This is a genomic window from Marinicauda salina (assembly GCF_003122085.1).
GTDB classification, from domain to species: domain Bacteria; phylum Pseudomonadota; class Alphaproteobacteria; order Caulobacterales; family Maricaulaceae; genus Maricicauda_A; species Maricicauda_A salina.
The window spans coordinates 478,355-501,947 of the sequence record NZ_QEXV01000003.1 but is presented as its reverse complement, the minus strand read 5'-3'; the positions used below and the strand labels follow the sequence as shown (position 1 = coordinate 501,947).

Sequence of the window (23,593 nt, the reverse complement as noted above, 5' to 3'; positions counted from 1 at the left end):
CGCGCTCCCGGGGAACGGATCAGGCTAGCTTTATCGCCGCCGCTTGGCGACCGCCCCGCCCGCCCCGGAGGCGAATTGGCGCAGGGGCTCGCGTCGCCGGCACAAAAAGCTATCTTCGATCGACCTGTTCGTCCTTCCGTCCCGGGAGCCCCCTCATGACCTACCGCGCCCCCGTCCGCGACATCCGCTTCTGCCTCGAGGAGATCGCCGCCATGGACGGTCTCAAGGCCACCGGCGCGTTTCCCGAGTTCTCCTCCGATCTCACCGGGGCGATCCTCGACGAGGCGGCGAAGCTGGCCAACGACGTGCTCGCGCCGCTGAACCGCGTCGGCGACCAGCAGGGCTGCACGCTCGACAACGGGGTGGTGCGCACGCCCGAGGGCTTCAAGGACGCCTACGCCCAGTTCGTCGAGGGCGGCTGGCAGGGGCTCCAGTTCTCCACCGATCACGGCGGGATGGGGCTGCCGGTGGCGCTGGGATGCGCGCTCATGGAGCTGCTGCAGTCGGCGAACATGGCGTTCGGGCTCGGCCCGATGCTGTCCTTCGGCGCCATCGAGGCGCTGATCGCGCACGGAACCGAGGAACAGCAGGAGCTTTACCTGCCGAAGCTGATCAACGGCCAGTGGTCGGCGACGATGAACCTGACCGAGCCCCAGGCCGGCTCCGACGTCGGCGCGCTCAAGACCAAGGCCGAGCCCAACGGCGACGGCTCATGGGCGGTCTCGGGCCAGAAGATCTACATCACCTGGGGCGAGCACGACTGCGCGGAGAACATCGTCCACCTCGTGCTCGCGCGCACGCCGGACAGCCCCGAGGGCACGAAGGGGCTCTCGCTCTTCCTCGTCCCGAAATTCCTGCCCGACGCTGGCGGCGCGCCGGGCGAGCGCAACGGCGTCAAGGCGATCGGGCTCGAGCACAAGATGGGCATTCACGGCTCGCCGACCTGCACCATGGAGTATGACGGCGCGAACGGCTGGCTCATCGGCGAGGAGCGCAAGGGCATGGCGTGCATGTTCACGATGATGAACTCCGCCCGTCTCAATGTCGGCGTCCAGGGCGTGGGCATCGCCGAGCGCGCCTACCAGCAGGCGCTCGCGTTCGCCAAGGAACGCCGGCAGGGCCGGTCGGCGACGAGCGACGCCGCGCCGCCGCACGCGATCATCGAACATCCCGACGTGCGCCGCATGCTCTCGCTGATGAAGGCCAAGACCGAGGCGGCGCGGGCGATCTGCCTGCACGCCGCCGTCGAGGCCGACAATGGCCGGTACCAGTCCGACGCCGAGGAGCGGGCCTGGTCGCGCCGCCGCGAGGAGATCCTCATCCCGATCGCCAAGGCCTGGTCGACCGATGTCGGCGTCGAGGTGTCTTCGCTCGGCGTCCAGGTCCATGGCGGCATGGGCTATATCGAGGAGACCGGCGCGGCCCAGCACTATCGCGACGCGCGCATCGCGCCGATCTACGAGGGCACGAACGGCATCCAGGCGATCGATCTCGTCGGCCGCAAGCTCGCGATGGAGGGCGGCAAGCCGGTTCGCGAGCTGATCGAGGATATCCGCCAGACGATCGAGGACTGCGAGACCTCGTCCAACCCGGAATTGCCGCAGATCGCCGCGCGCCTGTCGCCGGCCTGCGACGCATTCGAAGAGGCGGCGAACTGGCTCCTGAAGGCGAAGCCCGCCGACCGGCTGTCCGGCGCGACGGCGTTCCTGAAACTGGCCGGCGACGTCACCGGCGGCTGGCTGCTCGCCGTCGGCGCGGTCGCCGCGCAGCGCAAGCTCAAGGAGGGCGAGGACGCCGAGTACGATCGCGGCCGCATCGCGCTCGCGCGCGTCTACGCCGACACCGTGCTCACAAGCGCGCCGGGCCTGCTCGGCGACGTGAAGCTGGGCGCGGACTCGCTGTTCGAGCCCGGCGTGGAGATGCTGGAGAGCGCCTGAGGCGCGGGTCGGTTCAGAACAGGAAGGCGCGCGGGTCGGGGTGCTCCCGCCCGTCGACGAGGCGCACGAGGCCGACGGCGCCGCGCACCAGCACCCAGACCGCGCCGAACAGCCAGACCAGCAGGCCGAGGCCGAGTATCCAGATCGTCGCCCAGCCGACGACCACGAACAGCAGGCCGCCCCAGATCGTGCGGATCTGGTAGATGAAATGCGTCCGGAGCCAGCCCTGCGACTGGTCGAGCCGGATATAGGCGAGAATGAGCGCGATCAGCAGCAGGATCCCGCTCGACGGCACGCCGAGCAAAATCAGGATGTAGTTGATCACCGCGAGCGTGCGGTCGCCGCTCGTGTCCTGCCGGGCTGCCGGGGTGTCGCCGTCGGTCATGTTCCGTCTCCCGCTCCGCCGCGAGCGCGGCCGCGTTCGCGCCAGTCATCGCCTGATGCGCGGCCGCGCGCCCCTATTGCGTATCACAGATCGCCGACGCGGGGACCACCCCCGAGCGCCCGAAAATACCTGCTTAACCCCGTCGCAGCATGATGCCCGCGGGGCGCTGCGCCGCGACCTTGGCTCGCGAGCCGGAACAGCCCATGATTGAAACGAGGGGAGTGGTCAGTGATGTTGGACGGCGTGCTGCGTCCTGAATGGATGTTGTTCGCGGTATCGGGCGTGGTCTTCATCGCGCTCACCGCGGCGGCGACCACGTTCGGCTGGTTGCTTCCGTTCCCGGCGAGCCTGGTCTGGGCGGTGTTCGCCGCCGGGACCGCTGCGGGACTCGCGTGGATCTATGCGCGCAGGATCGGGCGCGGGGAGGCGATGACCGATGACTGACGCGCCCTCCCATCCCGCCGGCCGCTCTTCGGTGCTCGTAACGATGGCCGACACCGTTCCCGAGCGCGAGATCGTCGAGGTGCTCGGGATCGCGCGCGGCAGCGTTGTGCGCGCCCGCTTCTTCGGCCGGGACTTCATCGCCGGTCTGAGGAATCTCGTCGGAGGCGAAGTCGTCGAATACACGCGCCTGCTCGCCGAAGCGCGCGAACAGGCGCTGGGCCGCCTTGTTGCGCATGCGGAACAGTTGGGCGCCGATGCGGTCGTGACCTTCCGCTTTTCGACGTCGACGGTTATGGAGGGCTCCGCGGAGATCCTCGCGTACGGAACGGCGGTGAAACTCAAATGAACGAGACGGTGACCCGTCTGGCCCGCAGAGCGGCCGACGAGCTGGGCGAGACGGTTCGCTTCTTCGCGGGCGTGGCGGCGGTGTGGTTCGTCCTGGTCACCTTCGTCTTCGCCGCGTTCCACATCCCTTCGGAAAGCATGCAGCCCGTCCTGCAGGTCGGCGACCGGGTTCTGGTGTCGAAATGGGCCTACGGCTATTCGCGCCATTCCCTGCCGCTCGGCCTGGGCTACCTGCTGCCGGACAGCTGGTCGGGCCGGATCCTGGGCTCGACGCCCAGGCGGGGCGACGTGATCGTGGTCCGCGATCCCGACCAGGGCATCAATCTCATCAAGCGCGTCGTCGGCCTGCCCGGCGACCGCATCGAGGTGCGCGCCGGCCGGCTCTACATCAACGACGGGGCGGTTCCGCGCGAGCCGGTCGACACGGTGCGCTATCGCGACCGTTCGGGCCAGATCGTGCAGGCGGTTGTCTACGAGGAGACGCTGCCCAACGGAGTCGAGCACGCCATCTACGAGCGCTCGGATTCGATGCCGCTCGACGATGTCGGCCCGTTCACCGTGCCGCAGAACCATCTCTTCCTGATGGGCGACAATCGCGACGCCTCGGCGGACAGCCGCGTGGCGACCGGGCTGGGCTACGTCCATATGGACGAAGTGGTGGGCCGCGCCGAGACCGTGCTGTTCACCTTCGCGTCCTGCCGGCGCGAGCCGGGGCTCCACTGTCCGCCCTGGCGGGTCTGGCGTCCGCTCTAGCCGCGCTCTAGTCTCCCCCGCAATCCCAGTTGCGAGGAGGAGGCCGCGCGCATGTCCCTCGAAGGAAAGACCCTCTTCATCACCGGCGCGAGCCGCGGCATCGGCCTGGCGATCGCCGAGCGCTGCGCCGCCGACGGCGCCAATGTCGCCATCGCGGCCAAGACCGACAAGCCGCATCCCAAGCTCGAGGGCACGATCCACACCGCCGCCGAGGCCGTCGAGGCCGCCGGCGGCAAGGCGCTGCCGGTGGTCTGCGACATTCGCGACGAGGACAGCGTCGAACACGCCGTCGAGAAGACGGCCAAGGCGTTCGGCGGGATCGACATCGTGGTCAACAACGCCTCGGCGATCTTTCCGGTCGGCACGAAGGACACGCCGATGAAGCGCTGGGACCTGATGCACCAGGTCAACGCGCGCGGCACCTTCCTTGTGACCCAGAAATGCCTGCCGCATCTCGAGAAGGCGGAGAACCCCCACATCCTCGCCCTGTCGCCGCCACTCGACATGAAGGAGAAATGGTTCGCCCCGCACGTCGCCTACACCAGCGCGAAATTCGGCATGAGCCTGTGCATCCTGGGCTGGGCGGGCGAGTTCCGCGGCAGGATCGCGGCCAACGCGATCTGGCCGCGCACCGCCATCGCCACGGCGGCGATCGCCAACGTGCTCGCCGGAGAAGAGGCCTTCGCCAACTGCCGCAAGCCCGAGATCCTCGCCGAGACCGCGTATCGCGTGCTCACCAAGCCGGCCGCCGAGTTCACCGGCAATTTCCTCATCGACGACACCTTCCTCGCCGCCGAGGGCGTGACCGATCTCGACCAGTTCGCCGTCGAGCCCGGCCAGCCGCTGCTTCCGGACTTCTTCGTGCCCGACGACATTCCCGCGCCCGCGGGCGTCGATCTGATGGACGTGCAGCTGTCGGGCTAGCCCCGCCCGCCGGCGATCCGGGCGGCCTCGGGCCGCGCCCTCAGCCGCAGCATCGCCCAGACGCCGACGGCCGGGCCGAGCGCCAGCGGCGCGAAGGCCCAGCGCCAGCCGGTGATTTCGACCCATAGCGGGAGCGCTTGAACGGTCAGGACGGTGAGCGCGAAGCCGGCCGCCGTCTGGATGGTCAGCAGCGAGCCGGCGCGGTCGGGCGGGGCGAGTTCGGCGACCGCCGCGGAGAACTGGGCGGAATCGGCGATCACGGTCACGCCGTAGACGAGCAGGATCGCGACCATCACCGCCGGGGGCAGGCCCCAAGCGAGGCCGGCGAGAAGCGCGCAGGCGCCGCTTGCGGCCATCGCCGCGCTGGTCACGATCGTCCGTCCGAGCCGGTCGGCGAGCCAGCCCGCGCCGAGCGCGCCGGCCGCGCCGATCGCCACGACGGCGAAGGTGATCGCCGCCGGGCCGGCGCCGGCGTCGAACCCGCGGGCGTCGAACCAGGCGGCGAGGAAGACGCCGGTCCACGCCCAGAAGGCGTAGAGCTCCCACATGTGGCCGAGATAGCCGAGATTGGCGAGCCTGAGCGCGGGATCGCGGAAGGCGAGCAGGGCGGCGGAGGGATCGAACGCCTTGGCCCGCGCGAACGCCGGACCGACGCCGGCCAGCAGGATGACCGCGCCGCCCGCCGCCCCGGCGATCGCCGACAGGGCGAAGGGGGCGCGCCAGCCGAGCTCTGCGCCGACGAGGGGAAACAGGTGCGGCGTCGCCGAGCCCAGCGTCAGCGCGCCGACGAGCAGGCCCACCAGCAGCCCGGCGTCGCCCTTCGCCCAGCTCGCCGCCATCTTCATGCCGACGGGATAGACTAGCGCCAGCGCCGCGCCGGTGATCACGCGCAGGATGATCATCGCCGCGCCGCCGGGCGGAACGGCCGCGGCGAGGCCGGTCGCAAGCGCAGCTGTCACGGCGCCGGCGGCGAACAGGCGGCGGATCTCGATCCGGTCGGGCAGGCCGAGGATCGCGCTGGCCAGCGCGCCGGCGACGAAGCCGAGCTGCACCCCGCTCGACAGGGCGGCCGCGGCGAAGGGCGAAAGCTCGGTCGCCGTCCTGAGCGCGGGCAGGGCGGCCGCGCCGGCGAACCAGACCGACAGCGCCAGAACCTGGGCGAGCGCGATGGCGGCGAGGCTGAGCGGCTTGCCGGCCGGCCGGCTCACCGGCGGCGCACCGCCGCGGTGGCCGTCGCCGTCGCGCACAGCGCGCCTTCGGCGTCGAACAGCCGGCCCTGCGTGAAGGCGACCGACCGGCCCAGCCGCACCACCTCGCCGCGCGCGGTGCACCGGCCCTCGCCGAGCGGGCGCAGGAAGCTCGTCTTCATCTCCAGCGTCGGCACGCGGGCCTCCATGTTCGCCATCACGAAGGCGGCGACCGACATCGCCTCATCCAGGAAGCCGGTCACGATGCCGCCCTGGACGGAGCCGTTCGGGTTTAGGAATTCGCGCCGGGCGTGGAAGGCCGCCTCGGCCCAGCCCGCCTCGGGATCGATGTCGATCAGCTCGAACCCGAACAGCCGCGTGGCTTCGGGAATGTTCTCGGGATCGGTGAGCAGCCTGCGCACCGTCTCCTTGTCGAGGGGCGTCCGGCTCACTCTTTCTTCCGGAAGGCGTCCAGGCTGACCACGGTGTGCTCGTCGTCATCTCCGACCGCGGCGTCGTCCGATGCGGCGGTCTTACGGCGGTCTTTGCCCACGGCGGGCTTTTCCGGCTCCTCGTAGTCGAACGGGAGATGGAAATTCACCGCGGGGTCATGGAAGCGGGTTATGGCCCGCCACGGCACGCGGAGATATTTCGGCACGCCGTCGAACTTCAGCGTCACCTCGAATCCGTCGTCGTCGGCGCCGAGATCCCAGAACTGGTGCTCGAGCACGATCGTCATCTCGTCCGGGTAGGCCTTCAGCAGGCTCTCGTCGAGATCGCAGTCGGGATCGCGCGTCTTGAAGCTGATGAAGAAGTGGTGCGCGCCGGGCAGACCCTTGTTCGCCGCCCGCATCAGCGCCTCACGCACAACCTGGCGCAGCGCCTGCTGCGCCAGCTTGTCGTATTGCATGAGGTCGTCGGCCACGCGCATCCCTCCCAGACCGGATGACTGGCGAGCCTATCCAATGCGGGAGGCGCGTCAATTGGAAGGAACGGTTGGCGCGGCGGCGTACGCAGCTAGTTTGGCTGGCGTGGTAATCGCTTGAGGCGAGAGGAGAGGCCATGACCGACGCGTCGCGCCGCGGATCGTCCGGCCCGGCCGCGAGCCTGTTCAGGCCCGCCGCGGCCGTCCCGCTCGATCAGCCGGTCGGCCTGGTGAAGACCGGCCGGATGATGCGCGACAATCCGCTCTCCATTCTCCCCTCCCTGCTGTTCGAGCAGACCATCGTCAGCGGGCCCTATCTCGGCCGGACGGTTCACGAGCTCTCCGGGCCGGAGGAGATGAAGACCGTCCTGCAGGACGATTTCGACTCCTGGCGCAAGTCGCCGCTGATCGTGCGCATGCTGCGGCCCGTGCTCGGCGACGCGATCCTGACCGCGCATGGCGAGAGCTGGCGGCGCCAGCGCATGACGCTGCAGCCGGCTTTCCTCAAGCGCCGCATCGACCGCTTCGCGCCGGTCATGGCCGACGCCGCGAACGACGCTGTCGCGCGACTGGCCGAAGCCGACGGTCCCGTCGAAGTCCAGGCCGTGATGACCGACGCGACCTTCGCGGTGATCGAGCGCGCCCTGTTCTCCGACGTCGAGGCGTTCGACCGCGGCGAGGTGCGCGCGGCGATCGACGCCCTCCTCGAGGAGATCGGCACGATGCGCATGTCCGATCTCGTCCCGTTTCCCGAGTGGGTTCCCCGTCTGATGGGGCCGCGCGCCCTGCGCGCCCGGTCGGTGTTTCGCCGGGCCGCGCGCGCCCAGATCGAGCGTCGCCGGGCCACGGACGAGCCCGGCGAGGACCTGCTCGGCCTGCTGCTCACCGTGCGCGACGAGGAGACGGGCGCGGCGCTCAGCGACGTCGACATCCGCGATACGCTGATGACCTTCATCGCGGCGGGCCACGAGACCACGGCGATCACGCTCACCTGGACGCTCTATCTCGTCGCCAACGATCCCGCGACGCAGGCGCGCCTGCAGGAAGAGGCCGACGCCGTGCTCGGCGGGCGCGCGCCGGCGGCCGAAGACGTCGCGAAGCTGGTCTTCACCCGCCAGGTGATCGAGGAATCGATGCGGCTGTTTCCGCCCGCCCCGATCGTCGGACGGCGGGCCATGCGCGACACCGAGGTCGGCGGCCGCCCGGTGAAGAAGGGCGACGTCGCGCTGCTCGCTTTCTACGCCCTGCATCGAAACCGCAGCCTCTGGGACGCCCCGGACGACTTCGATCCCGATCGCTTCGGTCCCGAACGCCGGCCGCGCGACCGCTATCTCTTCATGCCGTTCGGCGGCGGGCCGCGGGCCTGCCTCGGCGCCCAGTTCGCGATGATGGAGGCGGTGATCATGCTGGCGAGCTTCGCCGCGAATCTGGCTTTCGAACCCGCCCACGGCGAGGTGCGGCCGGTCATGCAGGTGACCATGCGGCCCGAGGGCGGCATGCCGCTCAAGGTTTTCCGCCGCTGAGCGCCCGCACGGTTGCGCGGGCGCGATCGGTGCGCCACGCTTCCGGGCGAGGGGGGACGTCATGAGAGTTTCGACCGCAAGATCGCTCGTCGTCGCGGCGCTGGGCTTTCTCGCCGCGGCCTGCGCCAACTCGGCCACCGTCAATGTCGAGCGCGCCCCGCGCGTGCTCGGCGCGGAGCGCATCTATTCGCTCGCCGTGATGGATTTCGCCGGACCGGGCGGAACCGTGCTCGCCGAGGAGATCGAATCCGAGATGGTCGCGGCGCGCTTTCGCGGCCAGCCTGCGGTGAGCGTCGTCGACCCGTCGAGCGCCGGTCCGCGCTATGCGCGCGGCCGCTACCGTCCGGCGCGGCGCGGCGCGGCGGGGCTCGTCGAGATCGGCCGGCGGATCGATGTCGACGGGGTGATCGGCGGCAGCGTGCTCGACGAGATCGTCGACGATCGCGAGTACACGCGCGAGGAGGACGACTGCGTCGCGCGCGACGAGGACGGCGACTGCACCGAGGTGCGCGTTGTCGAGATTCCGTGCTGGGACGTCGACGCGCGCATCGAGGCGCGCGTCTTGCTCGTCGAGACCGCCACCGGGCGCACGCTCTTCAACGACATCGTGCGCGGCGAGAGCGGGATGTATTACTGCGAGGACGAGCATCTGCCCTACACGATCCCGCAGCTGCGCGACCAGGCCCGGCGCGACGCCGCCCGGCCGCTGCGCGAGTTGTTCCTGCCCCACGAGGAGCGCGTGCGCGCGCCCTTCCAGCGCCCGGGCGACAACCTGCCCGAACCTGTCGCGGCGCGCTTCCAGGCGGGCTACGAGCTGGCCGGCGACGACCGGCTGGGCGAGGCCTGCACGATCTGGGAGGAGCTCGAGACTTCGGGCGTGCGCACCGCCGGCCTGCTCTACAATCTGGGCGTCTGCGCGGAGGTGTTCGGCCGGCTCGAGCTGGCGCTGCAGCGTTACGAGCAGGCGCTGTCGCTGTCGCCCGACGAGTTCCGCGACGCCCGGCGCGCGCGCCGGCGCGTGATCACGCAGATGCGCGATCTCGATCGCCTGCAGGGCGGGTGAGGGAGTCCGAATTTTCGGAAAATAAAGTGGAGGGCTTCTGTTGCCAGGCGCCCTCCGAACCCCGCCTGACCATGCTAGAGGTCAGGACTTAAGAGCGAGACGCTCGCGCTGCATTACGCAGCGAGAACGGCCTCTTCAGCAAAGTTGTCGTTGGCAACTTTAACAATGGGCTGATAACGGAGCCCATGCGGGCGAAAGCTACGTCTTTAGCCAGCCGTCGATCCTAATTCGGCCCCATGAACGCGGCCCAACGAGCCGGAAGAAGTTGGTGGAGCCGCCGGGATTCGCACCCGGGTCCGGTCTGGTTATTACACGCGCCTTTATCGCCATAGTCGCTTGCGCGACGACCCCAATATAAGCACCGTTCCGCCTTGATGAAAGGTTTCGCGCCCATGCGGGTCAGCGCGATCGCGCGCCGTCCCGGCCTGCTCGCGCTCGTCGGGGTGATGATCCTCGCCGCCTGCGCGGGCTCGGCCGATCGTCCGCCGCCGCCTGGGCCCGGCGATTGCGCGATGATTGCGGTGAGCGCCGGGGGCTGGCACACCGAGATCCATCTGCCCGCCCGGGCCGTCGCGCCGGCCTCGCCGCTCCGCCGGCTCTATCCCGACGCCGCCTGGTACGCCGTCGGCTGGGGCGACGCGGAGGCCTTCCGCCGCGGGATCACGCCGGTCTCGGCGGTCACCGCGCTGGCCTGGCCGACGCCGTCCGTGCTGCATGTCGCGGCCTTCGACCGCCCGCCCGACGAAGCGCTGAACCGCGAATTCGTCGACGTCGCGGTGTCAGAAGCCGGGCTCGCCCGCCTCGCCGCGGAGATCGACGCCGCCTTCGCGCTGGACGAAGCCGGCGCGCCGCGGCCGGCGGGGGCGGGCTGGTACGGGCCGGACAGCGGCTTCGTCCACGCCGCGCCGCGCTACCACCTCTTCCATACCTGCAATGTCTGGACGGCGGCGCGTCTCAGCGAGGCCGGCGCGCCGGCGGGCGCGCCGGGAACCCACCTCCTGCCGCGCAGCCTGATGCGGCGGCTGTCGGCGCGCGCCGCGGGAGACTGCGCGGCGTTCGAGGCCGACGCCGTCAGCCCATGACGAAGACGTTGAGCTTGTTGCCGTCGGGATCGCGGAAATAGCCCGCGTAGAAGCCATCGAAGCGCTCGCCGGGCGCGCCTTCGTCGGTCCCGCCATTCGCCAGCGCCGTCTCGTAGACCTTGTCGACCTGGGCGCGGTCCTTCGCCGCCAGCGCGACCATCACGCCGTTGCCGACCGTTGCCGGCTTTCCGTCATGGGGCCGGGTCGCGGCGATCCCCGGGGCGCCGCCCATCTCGCCCCAGGCGATGAACTGCTCCTCCTCCATCATCCGGCCGACGCCGAACTCCTTGAACAGCGCGTCGTAGAATTTCGCCGAGCGTTCGCGATCATTGGTGCCGAGCGTGACGTATCCGATCATCATCATTCCCCTTTTGTTCCGAGGCGCGCACTCTGCGCCCGCAGCCGCAAGGGCGCAAGCGCGAATCCGGGATTTTCCACGGGCGGGCTGAGGCCGGGGCTTGCCGGGCCGGCGCCGATGGGGACGAATCGGGCGAGCATCCGCGCAATCGCCGCAGGAGGTCCGCCATGGCGCTCGCCGAACATCACGCCGAGACCGGCTCGCCCATCGAGCGGGCCTATCTCGATCTGCTGCGCGACATCCTGAAGACCGGCGAGAAGACCGACGACCGCACCGGCGTGGGCACGCGCTCGGTGTTCGGCCGGCAGATTCGCTGCGATCTCGCCGACGGCTTCCCGCTGCTCACCACCAAGAAAGTCCATTTCAAGTCGGTCGCCGTGGAGCTGCTCTGGTTCGTGAAGGGGCTCACCAACGTCAAATGGCTCAACGAGCGCGGAGTCACGATCTGGGACGAGTGGGCCGACGAGACCGGCGAGCTCGGCCCGGTCTACGGCAAGCAGTGGCGCGCCTGGACCGGCCCGGACGGCGAGCCGATCGACCAGCTCGCCGACGTGATCGAGCAGATCCGGAAACACCCCAATTCGCGCCGCCACATCGTCTCGGCCTGGAACCCGGCCGACACGCCCTCGATGGCGCTGCCGCCCTGCCACACCCTGTTCCAGTTCAATGTCAGCCGCGGCCGGCTCAGCCTGCAGCTCTACCAGCGCTCGGCCGACATGTTCCTCGGCGTGCCGTTCAACATCGCGAGCTATGCGCTTTTGCTCGCGATGGCCGCGCAGGCCACCGGCTACGAACCCGGCGAGTTCGTCCACACCTTCGGCGACGCCCACATCTACGAGAACCATCTCGAGCAGGTGAACGAGCAGCTCTCGCGGGAGCCGCGCGCCCTGCCGACGCTCAGGCTCAACCCGGACATCACCGATCTCTTCGCCTTCGACTACGAGGATATTTCGATCGAGGGCTACGATCCCCATCCGCGGATTCCCGCGCCGGTGGCGGTGTGAAGGCGATGCGATGAGCGAAGACGCCGAACCCGAGCCGCTCAGCGCGGTCGAACTCGACCGGCTCTGGGGGCTCGCTCTGCACGAGGAGCAGGTGCTCAACGAGCGATCGGGTTATTTCCTGATCGCCCACGCCATGCTGCTGGTGTTCAGCGTCGAGGCCATCGACCGGGTTGGCTTCTGGACGGTCTCGGGCTGCATCGCGATCGGCGCCGTGATGTCGCTGTTCTGGCTGCTGGTGAACATGCGCCAGCACAACGAGATGCGCACCGCGGCGCGTCTTGCTTCCAGCCTGGTTGGCTATCAGCGTTTTCGCGAGGAGATGAAAGGGAAGCGTTTGCGCAGCGCCGGGCCCGCGCTGTTCGTCTACGGCATCCCCGCCGCCGTCACCATCATCTGGATCATTTTCGGCATCGACAGGTATCTGGCGTGGCGGACGCTGTGAAACTCGCCTTCGTGGTCGCGCGCGGATCGAACGGCGTCATCGGCGCCGGCGGCGATCTGCCCTGGCGGCTGCGCTCGGACTTGAAGCGCTTCAAAGAGATCACGATGGGCAAGCCGATCGTGATGGGCCGCAAGACCTGGGAGAGCCTGCCGAGAAAGCCGCTGCCGGGCCGGGCCAACATCGTGGTTTCGCGTTCGCTGCGCGAGGCCGAGGGCGCGGAAGTCTTCGACGATGTCCGGCATGCGCTGGAGGCCGCGCGCGCCGCCGCCGTTCAGGCCGGCGCGGGCGAGGTCTGCGTCATCGGCGGCGCGCAGCTCTACGATCTCCTGCTGGAAAAGGCCGATCGGCTCTATCTCACCGAGGTCGATCTCGCGCCCGAAGGCGACGCGGTCTTCCCGGACATCGACGAGTCCGGGTGGACCGAGACCAGCGCCGAGCGCGTCGAGCCCGGCGAGGGCGACGACGCGGCCTTCACGCTCAGGGTGCTCGACCGGAAACGGTGAGAAAGTGAGCTGAACTCCCGGACGCGCCGAAGGCGCGATCCGGGACCTCGAGGCGTTTAACCGCCGGGAGGCCCCGGCTCTCCCTGCGGTCGGCCGGGGTTTCAGGATGGGGACGGTCCTCGCGGCGGCTGCGCGCGATGCCGGCGCCGCGCTGTCTCCCTCCCCTTGAGGGGAGGGCCGGGGTGGGGTGGCCAGGTTCTGTCTTTCGTCGATGCCGCCTTCGGCGGCGCCCCCACCCCGCCGCTTCGCGGCATCCCTCCCCCAAGGGGGAGGGGGAACGCGTCGCGCGACCGCCGCGCCCCGATCCTCGCTAGCCGCGCGTCTCGTCCCAGACCGCGAACTCGTAAGCGATCGAGCGCTCGACCAGCTCGCGCCAGACCGGCTCGGCGATCTGGCGCGGCAGCCCGGCGTCGGCCGCCGCGGCCAGCACTTTCGACAGCACGTCGGCGATGCGGGCCTCGTCGCGCACCGCGCCGCGATCGGGCTTGATGCGCGCGGCCGCTTCCATGTAGCGGGTCCGTTCGGCGATCAGCGCGACCAGCGCGCGGTCGATGCGGTCGACCCCGTCGCGGACCTCGGCCATGGATTCGCAGGCGTCCGGGGCGGTGCGCTGGTTCAGCTCGTCGAAGGCCATGGAGGTCTCTTTCCGGTTCGGGTCGGCGTCGCGCGGGTTATAGCCGCGTCGGCTCCCGCCGCCAAAACCGGACGCAGGCGACTCTTCGCCGCTTTTTCACGACCGGGTCCGCCCGCTAGGTTCCATCAGGAGCACCGACTCGCGAAAGGAGCCGCCCATGAACCGCTTCCGCCTCTACGGCAATTCGAACAGCGGCAACTGCCTCAAGGTGAAGTGGGCCGCCGACCGGCTCGGCTACGCCTATGACTGGGTGGAGATCGACATCTACGCCGGCGAGACCCGCACCGAGGAGTTCATGGCGATCAACCCGGCCGGCCAGGTGCCCGTGCTCGAGCGGCCCGACGGGCGCACGCTGGCGCAGTCGAACGCCATCCTCTGCTATCTCGGCGAGGGCACGGACCTCGTCCCCGAGGATTCCTTCGACCGGGCCAAGATGATGGAGTGGCTGTTCTGGGAGCAGTATTCCCACGAGCCCAACATCGCGGTGCGCCGCGCGCTTCTGCGCCAGCCCGGCGCGACGGAGTCCGACATCGATCCGGCGCTGCTGGCCAAGGGGCGCCGCGCGCTCGGCGTCATGGAGATGCGGCTGATCGCGCGCGACTTCTTCGTCCACGAGCAGCTGAGTCTCGCCGACATCTCGCTGGTCGCCTACACGCGCGTCGCCCATGAGGGCGGGTTCGACCTGTCCGAGTTCCCCGCCGTCCACCAGTGGGTGCGCCGGGTCGAGACCGCGCTCGGGATCGAGCACGCCGAGGCGGCGCTGGCGTGAGCGGGCCGCTCGCCGCCGATCGGCCCGTCTTCGGCGCGCCCGACGGGGCCGGGCCCTATGCCGCGCGCGAGGCCGCCTACGGGATTCTGCCGCGCGAGGACGGAACGATCGCGGTCGTGCGCATCACTGGGGATATCCGCGTCGAGCACGATCTGCCCGGCGGCGCGGTCGAGGCCGGCGAGACGCTGGAGGACGCGCTCGCGCGCGAGTTCCGCGAGGAGACGGGGCTCGGCGTCGACGCCGGCCCGCTGATCGCGCGCGCCGATCACTACTGGATCAAGCCGGACGGGACGCGCCTGCTGAACCGGGCGGCCTATTACGCCGTCGCCGAAGCCGGCGAGCCCGGCGGCAAGATCGAGGACGATCATCAACTGGCCTGGCTCGATCCGCTCGACGCGATCACCCTGATGCGCCATTCCGCAGCCGCCTGGGCGATCGGCGAATGGCTGCGCGTAGGGGCCAGGTGCGAGGGGTGAGCCGCCCGAGACCGATCCGGGGGATCGGTCGAAGCGGCGAACGGTCGGGGTGAGGGGGGGCTGCGCGACGCACGTCATCGACGGACCCCCTCAGCTTGCCTCTCCCCCTTCAAGGGGGAGGGGGATCGGAGCCTGGCGCGACCATTCCGGAAAGCGCTGGACCCTGACGTCACTTCTCCCCTCCTTGAGGGGAGAAGTGAGATGAGGGGAGGGGGCGGCCTTCAGCGACAGGGCGGACCATCGCCGATCACCCGCTCATCCGGCCGCTCCCCTTGCCCGGGAACAGGGGCGCTCGCGCCGCGCTGGATGATGGACGCCGGAAATGCTGGAGCTGGGCCCCCTCTGGCAGCGCCCACCCAGAATGGGGAGGCTTCTCTCCCTCCCCCGCTTGCGGGGGAGGGCCGGGGTGGGGGCTGCGGCGCGGCCGAAAGGCTCACCCCACCCTTACCCTTCCCTGGAGGGGAGGGACACAGCGACGGGGCATGTGCGTGCTCACCACTCCTCTCGGCCCTTGGACTTGATCCAAGGGCCCAGCATGGAGCGCGAGGCGGGCGGCGTGCTGGGTCCTTGGGTTGAGCCCAAGGACCGAGACGGTTGGGCTCGGCCCGGATGACAAAGCGCTTCGCCTGATTGGCGGGGCTGCCGAGCGTGGAGCGGAAAGCCCCTACCGCTTCGCCAGCTCCTTCATCGCCTTGTCGACGCCGTCGAGCGTGAGCGGGAACATGCGCTCGGGACCGACGATCTCGCGGACGAGCTGGATCGAGTAGGTGTGCGGCCACCACGCCTCGGGCTGCGGGTTGAGCCAGGCGATATGCGGATAGGTCTCGGCGATGCGCCTCAGCCAGACCCCGCCGGCCTCCTCGTTCCAGTGCTCGACGGAGCCGCCGGGATGGGTGATCTCGTAAGGCGCCATCGAGGCGTCGCCGACGATCACCACGCGCCAGTCGGAGGGATATTTGTGGAGCACGTCCCACAGCGGCGTGGTCTCGGAGCGCCGGCGCAGGTTCGATTTCCACACCGCCTCGTAGGGGCAGTTGTGGAAGTAAAAATACTCCAGGTTCTTGAACACCGAGCTCGCCGCGGAGAACAGCCGCTCGGTGACGTCGACATAGGGGTCCATCGATCCGCCGACGTCGAAGAAGACGAGCACCTTGACCGCGTTGCGGCGCTCGGGCCGCATCTTGACGTCGAGATAGCCCTCGCGCGCGGTCGAGGCGATCGTGTCGTCGAGGTCGAGCTCCTCCTCGGCGCCCTCGCGGGCGAACTTTCTCAGCCGCCGGAGCGCGACCTTGAGATTGCGCGTGCCCAGCTCGCGCTCGGAATCGAGATCCTTGAAGCGGCGGTTCTCCCAGACCTTCACCGCGCGCTTGTTCTTCGACTTTCCGCCGATGCGCACGCCGGCCGGGTTCCAGCCCGAATGGCCGTAGGGGCTCGTCCCGCCCGTGCCGATCCACTTGTTCCCGCCCTCGTGGCGCTCGGTCTGCTCCTCGAGGCGCTGCTTGAGCGTCTCCATGAGCTCGTCGAGCTCCATCGTTTCGAGCTCGGCCATTTCCTCGGGCGTGAGGAGACGCTCCATCTCGGCGCGGAGCCAATCCGCGGGGATCTCGTGTTCCTTGAAGAGATCTCCCAGCCGCTCCACGCCCTCGAACATGTGGGCGAAGACCTTGTCGAACTTGTCGAAATGGCGCTCGTCCTTGACCAGCGCGGCGCGGCTGACGGCGTAGAACGCGTCGATGTCCGGCCCGATCGCGCCGCGGTCGAGCGCTTCGAGCAGTGTGAGATACTCCCGCGTCGAGACGGGGATCTTCGCCGCGCGCAGCTCTGTGAAGAAACGATGGAACATCAGGATTCAGTTATCGCTTCACCCCAACAATTCTGTATAGCCTGCTTACGATGGTACTGACTTCGCGCAAAACATTTTCGCTCTTAATGTTCTCGTCTAGCTCAGCCAGCCGTTGTACTATCTCGGGTGGCATACGATCATAACCTTGCGATTTGATCTCCAATATCTCTTCCGCAGAAGCTCGAACCTTGTGTGCTAGCGAAGCAAAATCGTCGAAGGCCTGGCTAGCATCTTTCCCGAAGTAGATCTGGGATATCCCGAACGTTATCTGACGGTTTTCGAGTACGAGCTTGGTCGGATCGAAACCCTCTTGAAGAATGAAATGACAGCGGGCTTCAGCATTACCTTCTAATGAATACTCTGTCGGCGGCACCCACTTCGTAAGGCGTTCAAACTCAGTTTCTATCTCGTGCGCGATGCCGAGAATTTTTTCCCGAGCGATTGCTTTTCTCGATCGGCCGATTTCGACTGCAGCTACGGCAGCGGCGATTCCAATAGCTACGGCCTGTGCAAACAGGGCCCAAGCTTGCCAGTCGACAGTCTGCGCCCATGCCACAAAACCGCCCACCGACTATCCCCCGTCCCGCCTCGCCATGAAGGCGATCTTCTCGAACAGCTGGACGTCCTGCTCGTTCTTCAGCAGCGCGCCGTGCAGCGGCGGGATCAGCTTGCGCGAGTCCCGTTCGCGCAGCACCGCCGGATCGACGTCCTCGACCAGCAGCAGTTTCAGCCAGTCCAGCAGCTCCGAGGTCGAGGGCTTCTTCTTCAGCCCCGGCACCTGGCGGATCTCGAAGAAGACGCGCAGCGCCTCGGACAGGAGCCGGCTTTTCAGGTCCGGGAAATGGACCTGGACGATGCGCTCCATCGTCTCCTCGTCGGGAAAGGCGATGAAGTGGAAGAAGCAGCGGCGCAGGAATGCGTCGGGCAGTTCCTTCTCGTTATTAGAGGTGATGATGACGATCGGGCGCTGGGCCGCCTTGATCGTCTCGCCCGTCTCGTAGACGTGGAACTCCATCCGGTCGAGCTCCTGGAGGAGATCGTTCGGGAACTCGATGTCGGCCTTGTCGATCTCGTCGATCAAAAGGACCGGGCGCTCCTCGGCGGTGAACGCCTCCCAGAGCCGGCCCTTGCGGATGTAATTCCTCACGTCGTGAACGCGGTCGTCGCCGAGCTGGCTGTCGCGCAGGCGCGCGACGGCGTCGTACTCGTAGAGGCCCTGGCGGGCCTTGGTCGTCGACTTGATGTGCCACTCCAGAAGCGGCGCGCCGAGCGCGCCGGCCACCTCGCGGGCCAGCTCGGTCTTGCCCGTGCCCGGCTCGCCCTTCACCAGGAGCGGGCGTTCGAGCACGACGGCGGCGTTGACCGCCGCCGACAGCTCGTCGGTGGAGACATAGGTGTCCGTACCAGTAAAGCGCATCGATCCCCTCGCCGCGCGGTTGTGATCAGCTCGGCGGCAGCCTAGGGCGAAAATTTCTCGAAAACGAGAGCGCGTCTGCGATGCGCGACGCGGCCGGCTATGCGGCCGCCATCGACTCCACGCGCTCGGCCAGGGCCTCGGCGATCTCGCGCATGCCGCTGCGCCAGTCGCCGTAGCCGCCGAGCCCGCCGAAAGCCCGCGCGGTCGCGTACCAGGGCGGGTTCTCCGCGCCGAGCATCGCCCAGTAGCGGCGCTGGGAGAAGATCAGCCAGACCTCGCCGCCCACCGAGGCGGCCAGGTTCGTGGTCGCGTTCATCGGGCCGATGACGAGGTCGCAGGCCTTGCCCAGCGCGGCGACGTCGTCGAGATCGTCCTTCAGGTCGATCCCCTGCGGTTGATGGATGGTGACGCCGAACTCCTTCTCGGCCAGCGCGATCTCCTCGTCGACCTCGCCGTACTGGAGATTGACGAATTCGACGCCCGGCGTTTCGAGGACGGGCTTCCATGTCTCGAAGGCGGTGAAGAACTTGGTCCGCTTGGCGTCCATCTTCAGCGACTTCCACAGCAAACCGACCTTCAGTCCGGGGCCGAAACCGGCCAGCTGTTCGCGCCAGGCGGCGACCTTGTCGGCGTCGGCCGTCATGAAGGGCGCGTCGGGGAAATCGGCGACCGAGCGGCGGAAGGCCCGGCAGGGCTGCGCCATCGGCGTCCACATCTCGACCGCGCCGTCGGCGGTGAGCGTCGAGGCGGCGCGAATGTTCCGGCCCTCGCGATTGAGCGTCTGGTGGGCGTCGGCGACGACCCCGGGGAAAGAGCGCCGGACCAGCTCCAGCAGGCGTCCTGCGCAGGCGACGCGCACCTCGCCCTCGGGACCGACCGTATCGATCACGTCGGCGAGCGCGTTCATGAACATCACCTCGTCGCCGAGGCCCTGCTCGCCCATGACCAGCAGCGTCTTGCCGCGGATCTCCGCCGGGTCGGCGCCGTCCCACATCGGCGCCTCGACGGCGAACAGGGTCGCGCTCGAATATTCGGGCAGAAGGCGCACGTCGTATTCGTCCCAGCCCTCCGCCAGCCGCCCGGCGGCGAGCAGCGACAGCGACCGGCCGTGCCGGATCGTCACCTCCTCGATCTTGTCGGTTGCGGCGTCGCGGGCCTGCGTGAACAGCTCGACGGCGCGGTCCGCGTCGCCGGCGAGCTCCAGCGCGTAGGCGAGATTGTGCTTGGTGCGCGCCATATCCGGGTCGAGGCGGATGGATTCCTCGTAGAACTGGATCGCCTGTTCGGGATCGCCGGCCTCCATCAGGATCGTGCCGAGCGTGTTCCACAGCGTGGCGTTTTCCTGGTCGCGATAGATCGCCTGGCGGATGAGCTCGATGGCGTCGTCGAACCGGCCCTGGTCGCGCAGGATGCAGGCGAGGTTGGAGTTGTTCGCGGGATCGTCGGGCGCGAGCTGGGCGGCCAGCCGGACGAATTTTTCCGCCACCGGCAGCATGTCGAGCTTCCAGGCGATGATGCTGATATTGCGATAGAGGTCCGGGTTGTCCGGATCGAGCTTCCAGGCGCGCTCGTAGAAATCGAGCGCCTTGGAGAGCCGGCCGAGGCGCTCGAGCGCCATCGCCATCGTCTGGTTGGCCAGCGGCATGTCGGGCGCGGCGTCGAGGATCTTCAGCGCCAGCCGCGCGGCCTCATGCTCCTGGCCGCTGTCCATCATGCGCGCGGCGCGGCGGATCTTGCCGATCTGCTTGCGCCACTCGGGGCGCGTCGTATCCTTCGGATCGGGCGCAGCGAGCTCGCGCTTCGGGGCCACCGCGTCAGCCGCAAGCCGGGGCGCGGCCTCGCGGCCCTTGGCGAGTTCGGCGTCGAGGTCGAGCTCAGCGGCCATCCGGTCACGCTCCCTGTTCATGCGACGGACCGGATCCTTGCTCGGTCGCTTCGTTTAAGAATCCGCTAACGAATGGGGCGAACTTCACAATCGGAGGCAACGCTTTGTTCACCGTGGCCTTTCACAGTCTGACCCGGCCCTGAAGACTCGGGCCGCGCCAGCGTCGGGGGAGACGACGACCATGCCGCTCAAACTCTCGCTGAAGCCCGGCGAACGGTTCGTCCTGAACGGCGCCGTCGTCGAGAACGGGGACCGGCGCGCCACGCTGATCCTCCAGAACAAGGCCTCGGTGCTTCGCGAGAAGGACATCATGCAGGAGCACGAGGCCGACAGCCCGGCCAAGCGGATCTATTTCCCCGTGATGATGATGTACCTGTCCTCCAAGGCCGACGACGCCGTCTACGACGAATTCGTCGCGCGGATGACCGATTTCATGGGCGCGGTCTCCAGTCCCGAGGTGCTGGCCGAGTGCGTCAATGTCAGCGGCGACGTGATGGCCGGCGACTATTACAAGGCGTTGATGCGCTGCCGGAAGCTGATGGCCTACGAGGCCGAGCGCCTGGGCGCCGATCCCTCCGCCGAGGCGGAAGGAGAGGGCTGAGCCGATGTCCTACCAGGCGTATCAATCCGCAGCGGTGCGGACGGAAGATCCGCGGCTCACCGAGTATCGTCTGTTCGGCCAGGTCACGCGGGAGCTGATCGAAGCCCGCGACGCCGGGTCTCTGGCGATCGGCCAGCGCGCCGAGGCGCTCGACCGGAACCGCCGCATGTGGGCCGTTTTCGCCGGCGATTGCGGCGACGAGGCCAACGGTCTGCCGGAATCCCTCCGGGCGGCGATCATCTCGCTGTCGATCTTCGTCGACAAGGAATCGCGCGCCGTGATGCGCGGCGAGTCCGATTTCGAGAGCCTGATCGAGATCAACCGCACGATCATGCAAGGCCTCGCCCCGCAGGCCGCCGCGGAGCCCGCCGAGTCCGCCTGACCCGCGCCGGTCCTTTCGGCCGCTTCCCCGAGTCAATGTCCGTCCCGGCGCCGTTTCCCGGCGTCGGCCTTCATGCATCGCCTTGACGCGGAGCGCCGCCCTCGCGCGGCGCCGATTCGCCGGCGGGCACGATTTGCCGCCCCGGCAAGATCTGCACCCCTGACGACGGAAGAACCCGGCAACCCTTGCCGCATCGGGCGGCTTCAGTTCGCGTAAGTCATTGAAATTGCGAAACCCGGGGCGGCGCGAACGGGCGGCCCCGATCTTGCTCCCATCGGCGCAGGCCAGAAGGCCGGGCGCGCAAAACGTGCGTCACCAAACGCAAAAGCGATGAAAGGAGCCAAGAAGTGGCTACGATCAATACCAATCCGGGCGCGATGGTCGCCCTTCAGAACCTGAACAAGACCAACTCGCAGCTTGAGCAGGTTCAGCAGCGCATCAACACGGGCCTCAAGGTCTCCAGCGCCAAGGACGACGGCGGCGTGTTCGCCATCGCCCAGCGCATGCGCTCGCAGGTTTCCGGACTCGACGCGGTCACGTCTTCGCTCAATCGGGGCCAGTCGGTCACCGATGTGGCGCTTTCGGCCGGCGAGGCGGTCTCCGATCTCCTCATCGAGATGAAGGACAAGGCCCTGGCCGCGTCCGACGCGTCGCTCGACACCGCGTCGCGCACCGCGCTCAACGAGGACTTCAAGGCGCTTCGCGACCAGATCTCGAATGTGGTCGACAACGCCGAATTCAATGGCACGAACCTGATCAACAACGGCGCGTCGGACATCACCGCGCTCGCCAACGCGGACGGTTCGAACGTCATCACGGTTCAGGCCGAGGATCTGAGCCTCACCGGCTCGACGATCACGATCGGCGCCACGGCGTCGTTCTCGACGGCCACCGAGGCCGGCAACATCGCCAGCCAGATCGGCACGTCGCTGGACAACGTGAACAACGCGCTCGCGCGTCTGGGCACGGCGTCGAAGTCCCTGGAGATCCAGAACACCTTCGTCGGCAAGCTGTCCGACTCCCTCACCGAGGGCATCGGCAACCTGGTCGACGCGGACCTGGCGAAGGAGAGCTCGCGACTGCAGGCCCTGCAGGTCAAGCAGCAGCTTGGCATTCAGGCGCTTTCGATCGCGAATTCCGCGCCGCAGTCCATCCTGGGCTTCTTCCGGTAGGATGAGCTGACCGGAGCGGCGGGGTCGGTCTGACCCCGGCCCCGCCGCGTCCGATCGCAGAGAGGGAACCGCCGAAACGACGAGGGAGGCGAGGCGCGAACGCGGTTCCAGGAGAGACCAATGGCTATCGAGCAGTTGGGGGCGAGACAAACTTACGTCGAACGGCCGAAGCCGGTCGGCGAGGTCGAACCGGTCCACCGGGCGACCGCCAATCAACGCCGCGAGACCGAAGAGGGCGGAACGCCGCCCGCCGATCCGGGCCGGGTTCGCGAACAGATCGAGGCGATCGAGGAGCTCCGCATGGAGTTCGAGGCGCTGCCCCAGTCGCGCCTGCAGATCGAACGCGAGGACGAGAGCGGTCGCTTCGTCTACCGCTTCCTCGACCAGGAAACCGGCGAGATCGTGCGCCAGTGGCCGCCGGAAGACTATCTCGAGCTGATGAACTACCTGCGTTCGCTGCAGGGCGGATTGTTGAACGAGCAGGTCTGACGACCGGGCAATAGTCGCCGGTCCTTGGGCAAAATTCGCCGCTTTCCTCGCATCGTCCGCATAACGGGCGACTTTCTTTCTTTATCATAAGTTTTTGAAAAGTTTATGGATCGGGGCGGATTAACCGTATTGGCCCGACCATTGCTCCTGCGTGAGCCGAGCGCCGCCGAAGCGGCAGTGCGAGGCGAAACGGGAGCAGAACGATGACGCTGAGCGTCCACACAAACACCTCGGCGATGGTCGCCCTCCAGAACCTGAACAAGACCAACTCCGACATCGGCGAGGTTCAGCAGCGGATCAACACGGGGCTCAAGGTCTCGGGCGCGAAGGAAAACTCCGCTGTGTTCGCGGTGGCCCAGGGCATGCGCTCGGATATCGGCGCGCTCACCGCCGTCCAGACCTCGCTCGACCGCGCGGCCTCGATCGGCGACGTGTCGCTCGCCGCCGGGGAATCGATTTCCGACCTGCTGATCCAGATGCGCGAGAAGGCCACCGCGGCGATGGATCCCTCGATCGACACCTTCTCCCGGCAGGCCTACGACGCTGACTTCAAGTCGCTGCTCGAGCAGATCCAGGTCGTTCTCGCCAACGGCGAGTTCGACGGCGCGAACCTGCTCGACGGCTCGGTGACGGGCGGCATCGAATTCCTGGCCAACGCCGACGCGACGCGCACGATCACGCTGCGCACCCAGGACATGTCGGTCTCGGGATCGATCATCACGCTGTCGAGCACGGCCAGCCTCGGCACGACGAGCCAGGCCGCCGCCGTCGTCTCGGACATCACGCGCAGCCTCGACAACGTCAACCAGGCGCTGGCCAATCTCGGCTCGGACCTGAAGAAGATCGAGGCCCACCGCACCTTCGTCGACAAGCTCATGGACTCGCTCACCGCCGGCATCGGCAATCTCGTCGACGCCGATCTCGGCAAGGAGAGCGCCCGATTGCAGGCCTTGCAGGTGAAACAGCAGCTCGGCGTGCAGGCGCTCTCGATCGCCAACTCCGAGCCGCAGATCCTGCTTTCCCTGTTCGGCCGCTAGGCCGCGCCCGACT

Annotated in this window: 28 protein-coding genes and 1 other RNA gene; 18 read left to right on the top strand and 11 right to left on the bottom strand. The window is 68.4% G+C overall.

The window, feature by feature from the left end; all coding sequences use genetic code 11:
• Positions 1-155: 155 nt before the first annotated feature.
• On the top strand, positions 156-1,937 hold the full coding sequence (locus tag DDZ18_RS07975) for an acyl-CoA dehydrogenase (RefSeq protein WP_109252825.1): 1,782 nt from the start codon (positions 156-158) through the stop codon (positions 1,935-1,937).
• 13 nt (positions 1,938-1,950) lie between these two features.
• Here the strand turns inward: DDZ18_RS07975 and DDZ18_RS07970 are convergent, their stop codons facing one another.
• Positions 1,951-2,322, bottom strand: a complete 372-nt coding sequence (locus DDZ18_RS07970) for a DUF4870 family protein (protein ID WP_109252824.1) — start codon at positions 2,320-2,322, stop codon at positions 1,951-1,953.
• Positions 2,323-2,553: 231 nt separating this feature from the next.
• On the opposite strand from DDZ18_RS07970, the gene DDZ18_RS07965 reads away from it, so the two are divergent.
• From DDZ18_RS07965 to DDZ18_RS07950, 4 genes are read left to right on the top strand one after another with little or no spacing between them, the layout of a single operon-like run.
• Complete coding sequence (locus tag DDZ18_RS07965; RefSeq protein ID WP_109252823.1) at positions 2,554-2,766, top strand: hypothetical protein; 213 nt, start codon at positions 2,554-2,556, stop codon at positions 2,764-2,766.
• A gap of 43 nt (positions 2,767-2,809) precedes the next feature.
• On the top strand, positions 2,810-3,112 hold the full coding sequence (locus tag DDZ18_RS07960; RefSeq protein ID WP_233245762.1) for a YbjQ family protein: 303 nt from the start codon (positions 2,810-2,812) through the stop codon (positions 3,110-3,112).
• On the top strand, positions 3,109-3,864 hold the full coding sequence (gene lepB, locus DDZ18_RS07955) for a signal peptidase I (protein ID WP_109252821.1): 756 nt from the start codon (positions 3,109-3,111) through the stop codon (positions 3,862-3,864). Before DDZ18_RS07960 ends, lepB begins: the two co-directional genes overlap by 4 nt.
• Before the next feature lie 51 nt (positions 3,865-3,915).
• Positions 3,916-4,788 (top strand): SDR family oxidoreductase, encoded by an 873-nt coding sequence (locus DDZ18_RS07950; RefSeq protein WP_109252820.1) that lies wholly within the window; start codon positions 3,916-3,918, stop codon positions 4,786-4,788.
• Here the strand turns inward: DDZ18_RS07950 and DDZ18_RS07945 are convergent.
• The 3 genes from DDZ18_RS07945 to DDZ18_RS07935 are packed head-to-tail and all read right to left on the bottom strand — an operon-like array spanning position 4,785 to position 6,906.
• Positions 4,785-6,035, bottom strand: a complete 1,251-nt coding sequence (locus tag DDZ18_RS07945; RefSeq protein WP_233245761.1) for an MFS transporter — start codon at positions 6,033-6,035, stop codon at positions 4,785-4,787. The genes DDZ18_RS07950 and DDZ18_RS07945 overlap by 4 nt on opposite strands.
• A complete protein-coding gene (locus tag DDZ18_RS07940; protein ID WP_109252819.1) occupies positions 5,993-6,427 on the bottom strand; it encodes a PaaI family thioesterase in 435 nt (144 codons plus the stop codon). Before DDZ18_RS07940 ends, DDZ18_RS07945 begins: the two co-directional genes overlap by 43 nt.
• Positions 6,424-6,906: an SspB family protein gene (locus DDZ18_RS07935; protein ID WP_233245760.1), complete on the bottom strand. Its 483-nt coding sequence runs from the start codon at positions 6,904-6,906 to the stop codon at positions 6,424-6,426. Before DDZ18_RS07935 ends, DDZ18_RS07940 begins: the two co-directional genes overlap by 4 nt.
• Before the next feature lie 131 nt (positions 6,907-7,037).
• Here DDZ18_RS07935 and DDZ18_RS07930 point away from each other — a divergent pair, with 131 nt between their 5' ends.
• Positions 7,038-8,423, top strand: coding sequence for a cytochrome P450 (locus DDZ18_RS07930; protein WP_109252818.1), 1,386 nt, complete (start codon positions 7,038-7,040; stop codon positions 8,421-8,423).
• A 61-nt stretch (positions 8,424-8,484) separates the two neighbouring features.
• Positions 8,485-9,486: a tetratricopeptide repeat protein gene (locus DDZ18_RS07925; protein ID WP_109252817.1), complete on the top strand. Its 1,002-nt coding sequence runs from the start codon at positions 8,485-8,487 to the stop codon at positions 9,484-9,486.
• 25 nt (positions 9,487-9,511) lie between these two features.
• Here DDZ18_RS07925 and ssrA read toward each other — a convergent pair.
• Positions 9,512-9,870: a transfer-messenger RNA gene (ssrA, locus tag DDZ18_RS07920) on the bottom strand.
• A gap of 8 nt (positions 9,871-9,878) precedes the next feature.
• Here ssrA and DDZ18_RS07915 point away from each other — a divergent pair.
• On the top strand, positions 9,879-10,568 hold the full coding sequence (locus tag DDZ18_RS07915) for a DUF2459 domain-containing protein (RefSeq protein ID WP_109253093.1): 690 nt from the start codon (positions 9,879-9,881) through the stop codon (positions 10,566-10,568).
• On the opposite strand, the gene DDZ18_RS07910 is transcribed toward DDZ18_RS07915, so the two are convergent.
• Positions 10,558-10,926 (bottom strand): VOC family protein, encoded by a 369-nt coding sequence (locus tag DDZ18_RS07910; protein ID WP_109253092.1) that lies wholly within the window; start codon positions 10,924-10,926, stop codon positions 10,558-10,560. The genes DDZ18_RS07915 and DDZ18_RS07910 overlap by 11 nt on opposite strands.
• 167 nt (positions 10,927-11,093) lie before the next feature.
• Here DDZ18_RS07910 and DDZ18_RS07905 point away from each other — a divergent pair, with 167 nt between their 5' ends.
• From DDZ18_RS07905 to DDZ18_RS07895, 3 genes are read left to right on the top strand one after another with little or no spacing between them, the layout of a single operon-like run.
• Positions 11,094-11,930, top strand: a complete 837-nt coding sequence (locus DDZ18_RS07905; RefSeq protein ID WP_109252816.1) for a thymidylate synthase — start codon at positions 11,094-11,096, stop codon at positions 11,928-11,930.
• A 10-nt stretch (positions 11,931-11,940) separates the two neighbouring features.
• Complete coding sequence (locus tag DDZ18_RS07900; RefSeq protein ID WP_109252815.1) at positions 11,941-12,372, top strand: hypothetical protein; 432 nt, start codon at positions 11,941-11,943, stop codon at positions 12,370-12,372.
• Positions 12,357-12,875, top strand: a complete 519-nt coding sequence (locus DDZ18_RS07895; protein WP_199241141.1) for a dihydrofolate reductase — start codon at positions 12,357-12,359, stop codon at positions 12,873-12,875. Before DDZ18_RS07900 ends, DDZ18_RS07895 begins: the two co-directional genes overlap by 16 nt.
• A 310-nt stretch (positions 12,876-13,185) precedes the next feature.
• On the opposite strand, the gene DDZ18_RS07890 is transcribed toward DDZ18_RS07895, so the two are convergent.
• Entirely contained in the window at positions 13,186-13,509 is a 324-nt protein-coding gene (locus DDZ18_RS07890) for a chorismate mutase (protein ID WP_109252814.1), read from the bottom strand.
• A gap of 157 nt (positions 13,510-13,666) precedes the next feature.
• On the opposite strand from DDZ18_RS07890, the gene DDZ18_RS07885 reads away from it, so the two are divergent.
• Both DDZ18_RS07885 and DDZ18_RS07880 read left to right on the top strand, forming a co-directional pair.
• Positions 13,667-14,278 carry a glutathione S-transferase family protein gene (locus DDZ18_RS07885; RefSeq protein WP_109252813.1) on the top strand — a complete coding sequence of 204 codons (612 nt, stop codon included), beginning with the start codon at positions 13,667-13,669 and terminating at the stop codon, positions 14,276-14,278.
• A complete protein-coding gene (locus DDZ18_RS07880; protein ID WP_109252812.1) occupies positions 14,275-14,754 on the top strand; it encodes an NUDIX domain-containing protein in 480 nt (159 codons plus the stop codon). Before DDZ18_RS07885 ends, DDZ18_RS07880 begins: the two co-directional genes overlap by 4 nt.
• A 664-nt stretch (positions 14,755-15,418) precedes the next feature.
• Here the strand turns inward: DDZ18_RS07880 and DDZ18_RS07875 are convergent.
• The 4 genes from DDZ18_RS07875 to DDZ18_RS07865 all read right to left on the bottom strand — a co-directional run bounded on the left by DDZ18_RS07875 (position 15,419) and on the right by DDZ18_RS07865 (position 19,899).
• Positions 15,419-16,597, bottom strand: coding sequence for a vWA domain-containing protein (locus DDZ18_RS07875; RefSeq protein ID WP_109252811.1), 1,179 nt, complete (start codon positions 16,595-16,597; stop codon positions 15,419-15,421).
• Between the two features lie 10 nt (positions 16,598-16,607).
• Entirely contained in the window at positions 16,608-17,165 is a 558-nt protein-coding gene (locus DDZ18_RS13740; RefSeq protein WP_146190634.1) for a hypothetical protein, read from the bottom strand.
• 3 nt (positions 17,166-17,168) lie between these two features.
• Positions 17,169-18,014, bottom strand: coding sequence for an AAA family ATPase (locus tag DDZ18_RS07870; RefSeq protein ID WP_109252810.1), 846 nt, complete (start codon positions 18,012-18,014; stop codon positions 17,169-17,171).
• Positions 18,015-18,111: 97 nt separating this feature from the next.
• Complete coding sequence (locus tag DDZ18_RS07865; protein ID WP_158272105.1) at positions 18,112-19,899, bottom strand: tetratricopeptide repeat protein; 1,788 nt, start codon at positions 19,897-19,899, stop codon at positions 18,112-18,114.
• Between the two features lie 181 nt (positions 19,900-20,080).
• Between DDZ18_RS07865 and flbT the strand changes: the two genes are divergently transcribed.
• The 5 genes from flbT to DDZ18_RS07840 all read left to right on the top strand — a co-directional run bounded on the left by flbT (position 20,081) and on the right by DDZ18_RS07840 (position 23,580).
• Positions 20,081-20,500 carry a flagellar biosynthesis repressor FlbT gene (gene flbT / locus DDZ18_RS07860; protein ID WP_109252808.1) on the top strand — a complete coding sequence of 140 codons (420 nt, stop codon included), beginning with the start codon at positions 20,081-20,083 and terminating at the stop codon, positions 20,498-20,500.
• A gap of 4 nt (positions 20,501-20,504) precedes the next feature.
• Entirely contained in the window at positions 20,505-20,882 is a 378-nt protein-coding gene (gene flaF, locus DDZ18_RS07855; protein WP_109252807.1) for a flagellar biosynthesis regulator FlaF, read from the top strand.
• A 347-nt stretch (positions 20,883-21,229) separates the two neighbouring features.
• Positions 21,230-22,054 carry a flagellin gene (locus DDZ18_RS07850; RefSeq protein WP_109252806.1) on the top strand — a complete coding sequence of 275 codons (825 nt, stop codon included), beginning with the start codon at positions 21,230-21,232 and terminating at the stop codon, positions 22,052-22,054.
• Positions 22,055-22,174: 120 nt separating this feature from the next.
• On the top strand, positions 22,175-22,543 hold the full coding sequence (locus DDZ18_RS07845) for a flagellar protein FlaG (RefSeq protein ID WP_109252805.1): 369 nt from the start codon (positions 22,175-22,177) through the stop codon (positions 22,541-22,543).
• A 203-nt stretch (positions 22,544-22,746) separates the two neighbouring features.
• Complete coding sequence (locus DDZ18_RS07840; RefSeq protein ID WP_109252804.1) at positions 22,747-23,580, top strand: flagellin; 834 nt, start codon at positions 22,747-22,749, stop codon at positions 23,578-23,580.
• The last annotated feature ends 13 nt before the right edge of the window (positions 23,581-23,593 follow it).

Excerpts from the sequence above, each read along its gene's own strand:
- DDZ18_RS07925 (WP_109252817.1), top strand. The coding sequence starts at position 8,485 with ATGAGAGTTTCGACCGCAAGATCGCTCGTCGTCGCGGCGCTGGGCTTT.
- DDZ18_RS07960 (WP_233245762.1), top strand. The coding sequence starts at position 2,810 with ATGGCCGACACCGTTCCCGAGCGCGAGATCGTCGAGGTGCTCGGGATC.
- DDZ18_RS07965 (WP_109252823.1), top strand. The coding sequence starts at position 2,554 with ATGTTGGACGGCGTGCTGCGTCCTGAATGGATGTTGTTCGCGGTATCG.
- DDZ18_RS07900 (WP_109252815.1), top strand. The coding sequence starts at position 11,941 with ATGAGCGAAGACGCCGAACCCGAGCCGCTCAGCGCGGTCGAACTCGAC.
- DDZ18_RS07905 (WP_109252816.1), top strand. The coding sequence starts at position 11,094 with ATGGCGCTCGCCGAACATCACGCCGAGACCGGCTCGCCCATCGAGCGG.
- DDZ18_RS07865 (WP_158272105.1), bottom strand. The coding sequence starts at position 19,899 with ATGGCCGCTGAGCTCGACCTCGACGCCGAACTCGCCAAGGGCCGCGAG.
- DDZ18_RS07970 (WP_109252824.1), bottom strand. The coding sequence starts at position 2,322 with ATGACCGACGGCGACACCCCGGCAGCCCGGCAGGACACGAGCGGCGAC.
- flaF (WP_109252807.1), top strand. The coding sequence starts at position 20,505 with ATGTCCTACCAGGCGTATCAATCCGCAGCGGTGCGGACGGAAGATCCG.
- DDZ18_RS07870 (WP_109252810.1), bottom strand. The coding sequence starts at position 18,014 with ATGCGCTTTACTGGTACGGACACCTATGTCTCCACCGACGAGCTGTCG.
- DDZ18_RS07935 (WP_233245760.1), bottom strand. The coding sequence starts at position 6,906 with ATGCGCGTGGCCGACGACCTCATGCAATACGACAAGCTGGCGCAGCAG.
- DDZ18_RS07845 (WP_109252805.1), top strand. The coding sequence starts at position 22,175 with ATGGCTATCGAGCAGTTGGGGGCGAGACAAACTTACGTCGAACGGCCG.
- flbT (WP_109252808.1), top strand. The coding sequence starts at position 20,081 with ATGCCGCTCAAACTCTCGCTGAAGCCCGGCGAACGGTTCGTCCTGAAC.
- DDZ18_RS07910 (WP_109253092.1), bottom strand. The coding sequence starts at position 10,926 with ATGATCGGATACGTCACGCTCGGCACCAATGATCGCGAACGCTCGGCG.
- DDZ18_RS07840 (WP_109252804.1), top strand. The coding sequence starts at position 22,747 with ATGACGCTGAGCGTCCACACAAACACCTCGGCGATGGTCGCCCTCCAG.
- DDZ18_RS07930 (WP_109252818.1), top strand. The coding sequence starts at position 7,038 with ATGACCGACGCGTCGCGCCGCGGATCGTCCGGCCCGGCCGCGAGCCTG.
- DDZ18_RS07875 (WP_109252811.1), bottom strand. The coding sequence starts at position 16,597 with ATGTTCCATCGTTTCTTCACAGAGCTGCGCGCGGCGAAGATCCCCGTC.
- DDZ18_RS07915 (WP_109253093.1), top strand. The coding sequence starts at position 9,879 with ATGCGGGTCAGCGCGATCGCGCGCCGTCCCGGCCTGCTCGCGCTCGTC.
- DDZ18_RS07975 (WP_109252825.1), top strand. The coding sequence starts at position 156 with ATGACCTACCGCGCCCCCGTCCGCGACATCCGCTTCTGCCTCGAGGAG.
- DDZ18_RS07885 (WP_109252813.1), top strand. The coding sequence starts at position 13,667 with ATGAACCGCTTCCGCCTCTACGGCAATTCGAACAGCGGCAACTGCCTC.
- DDZ18_RS07890 (WP_109252814.1), bottom strand. The coding sequence starts at position 13,509 with ATGGCCTTCGACGAGCTGAACCAGCGCACCGCCCCGGACGCCTGCGAA.
- lepB (WP_109252821.1), top strand. The coding sequence starts at position 3,109 with ATGAACGAGACGGTGACCCGTCTGGCCCGCAGAGCGGCCGACGAGCTG.
- DDZ18_RS07950 (WP_109252820.1), top strand. The coding sequence starts at position 3,916 with ATGTCCCTCGAAGGAAAGACCCTCTTCATCACCGGCGCGAGCCGCGGC.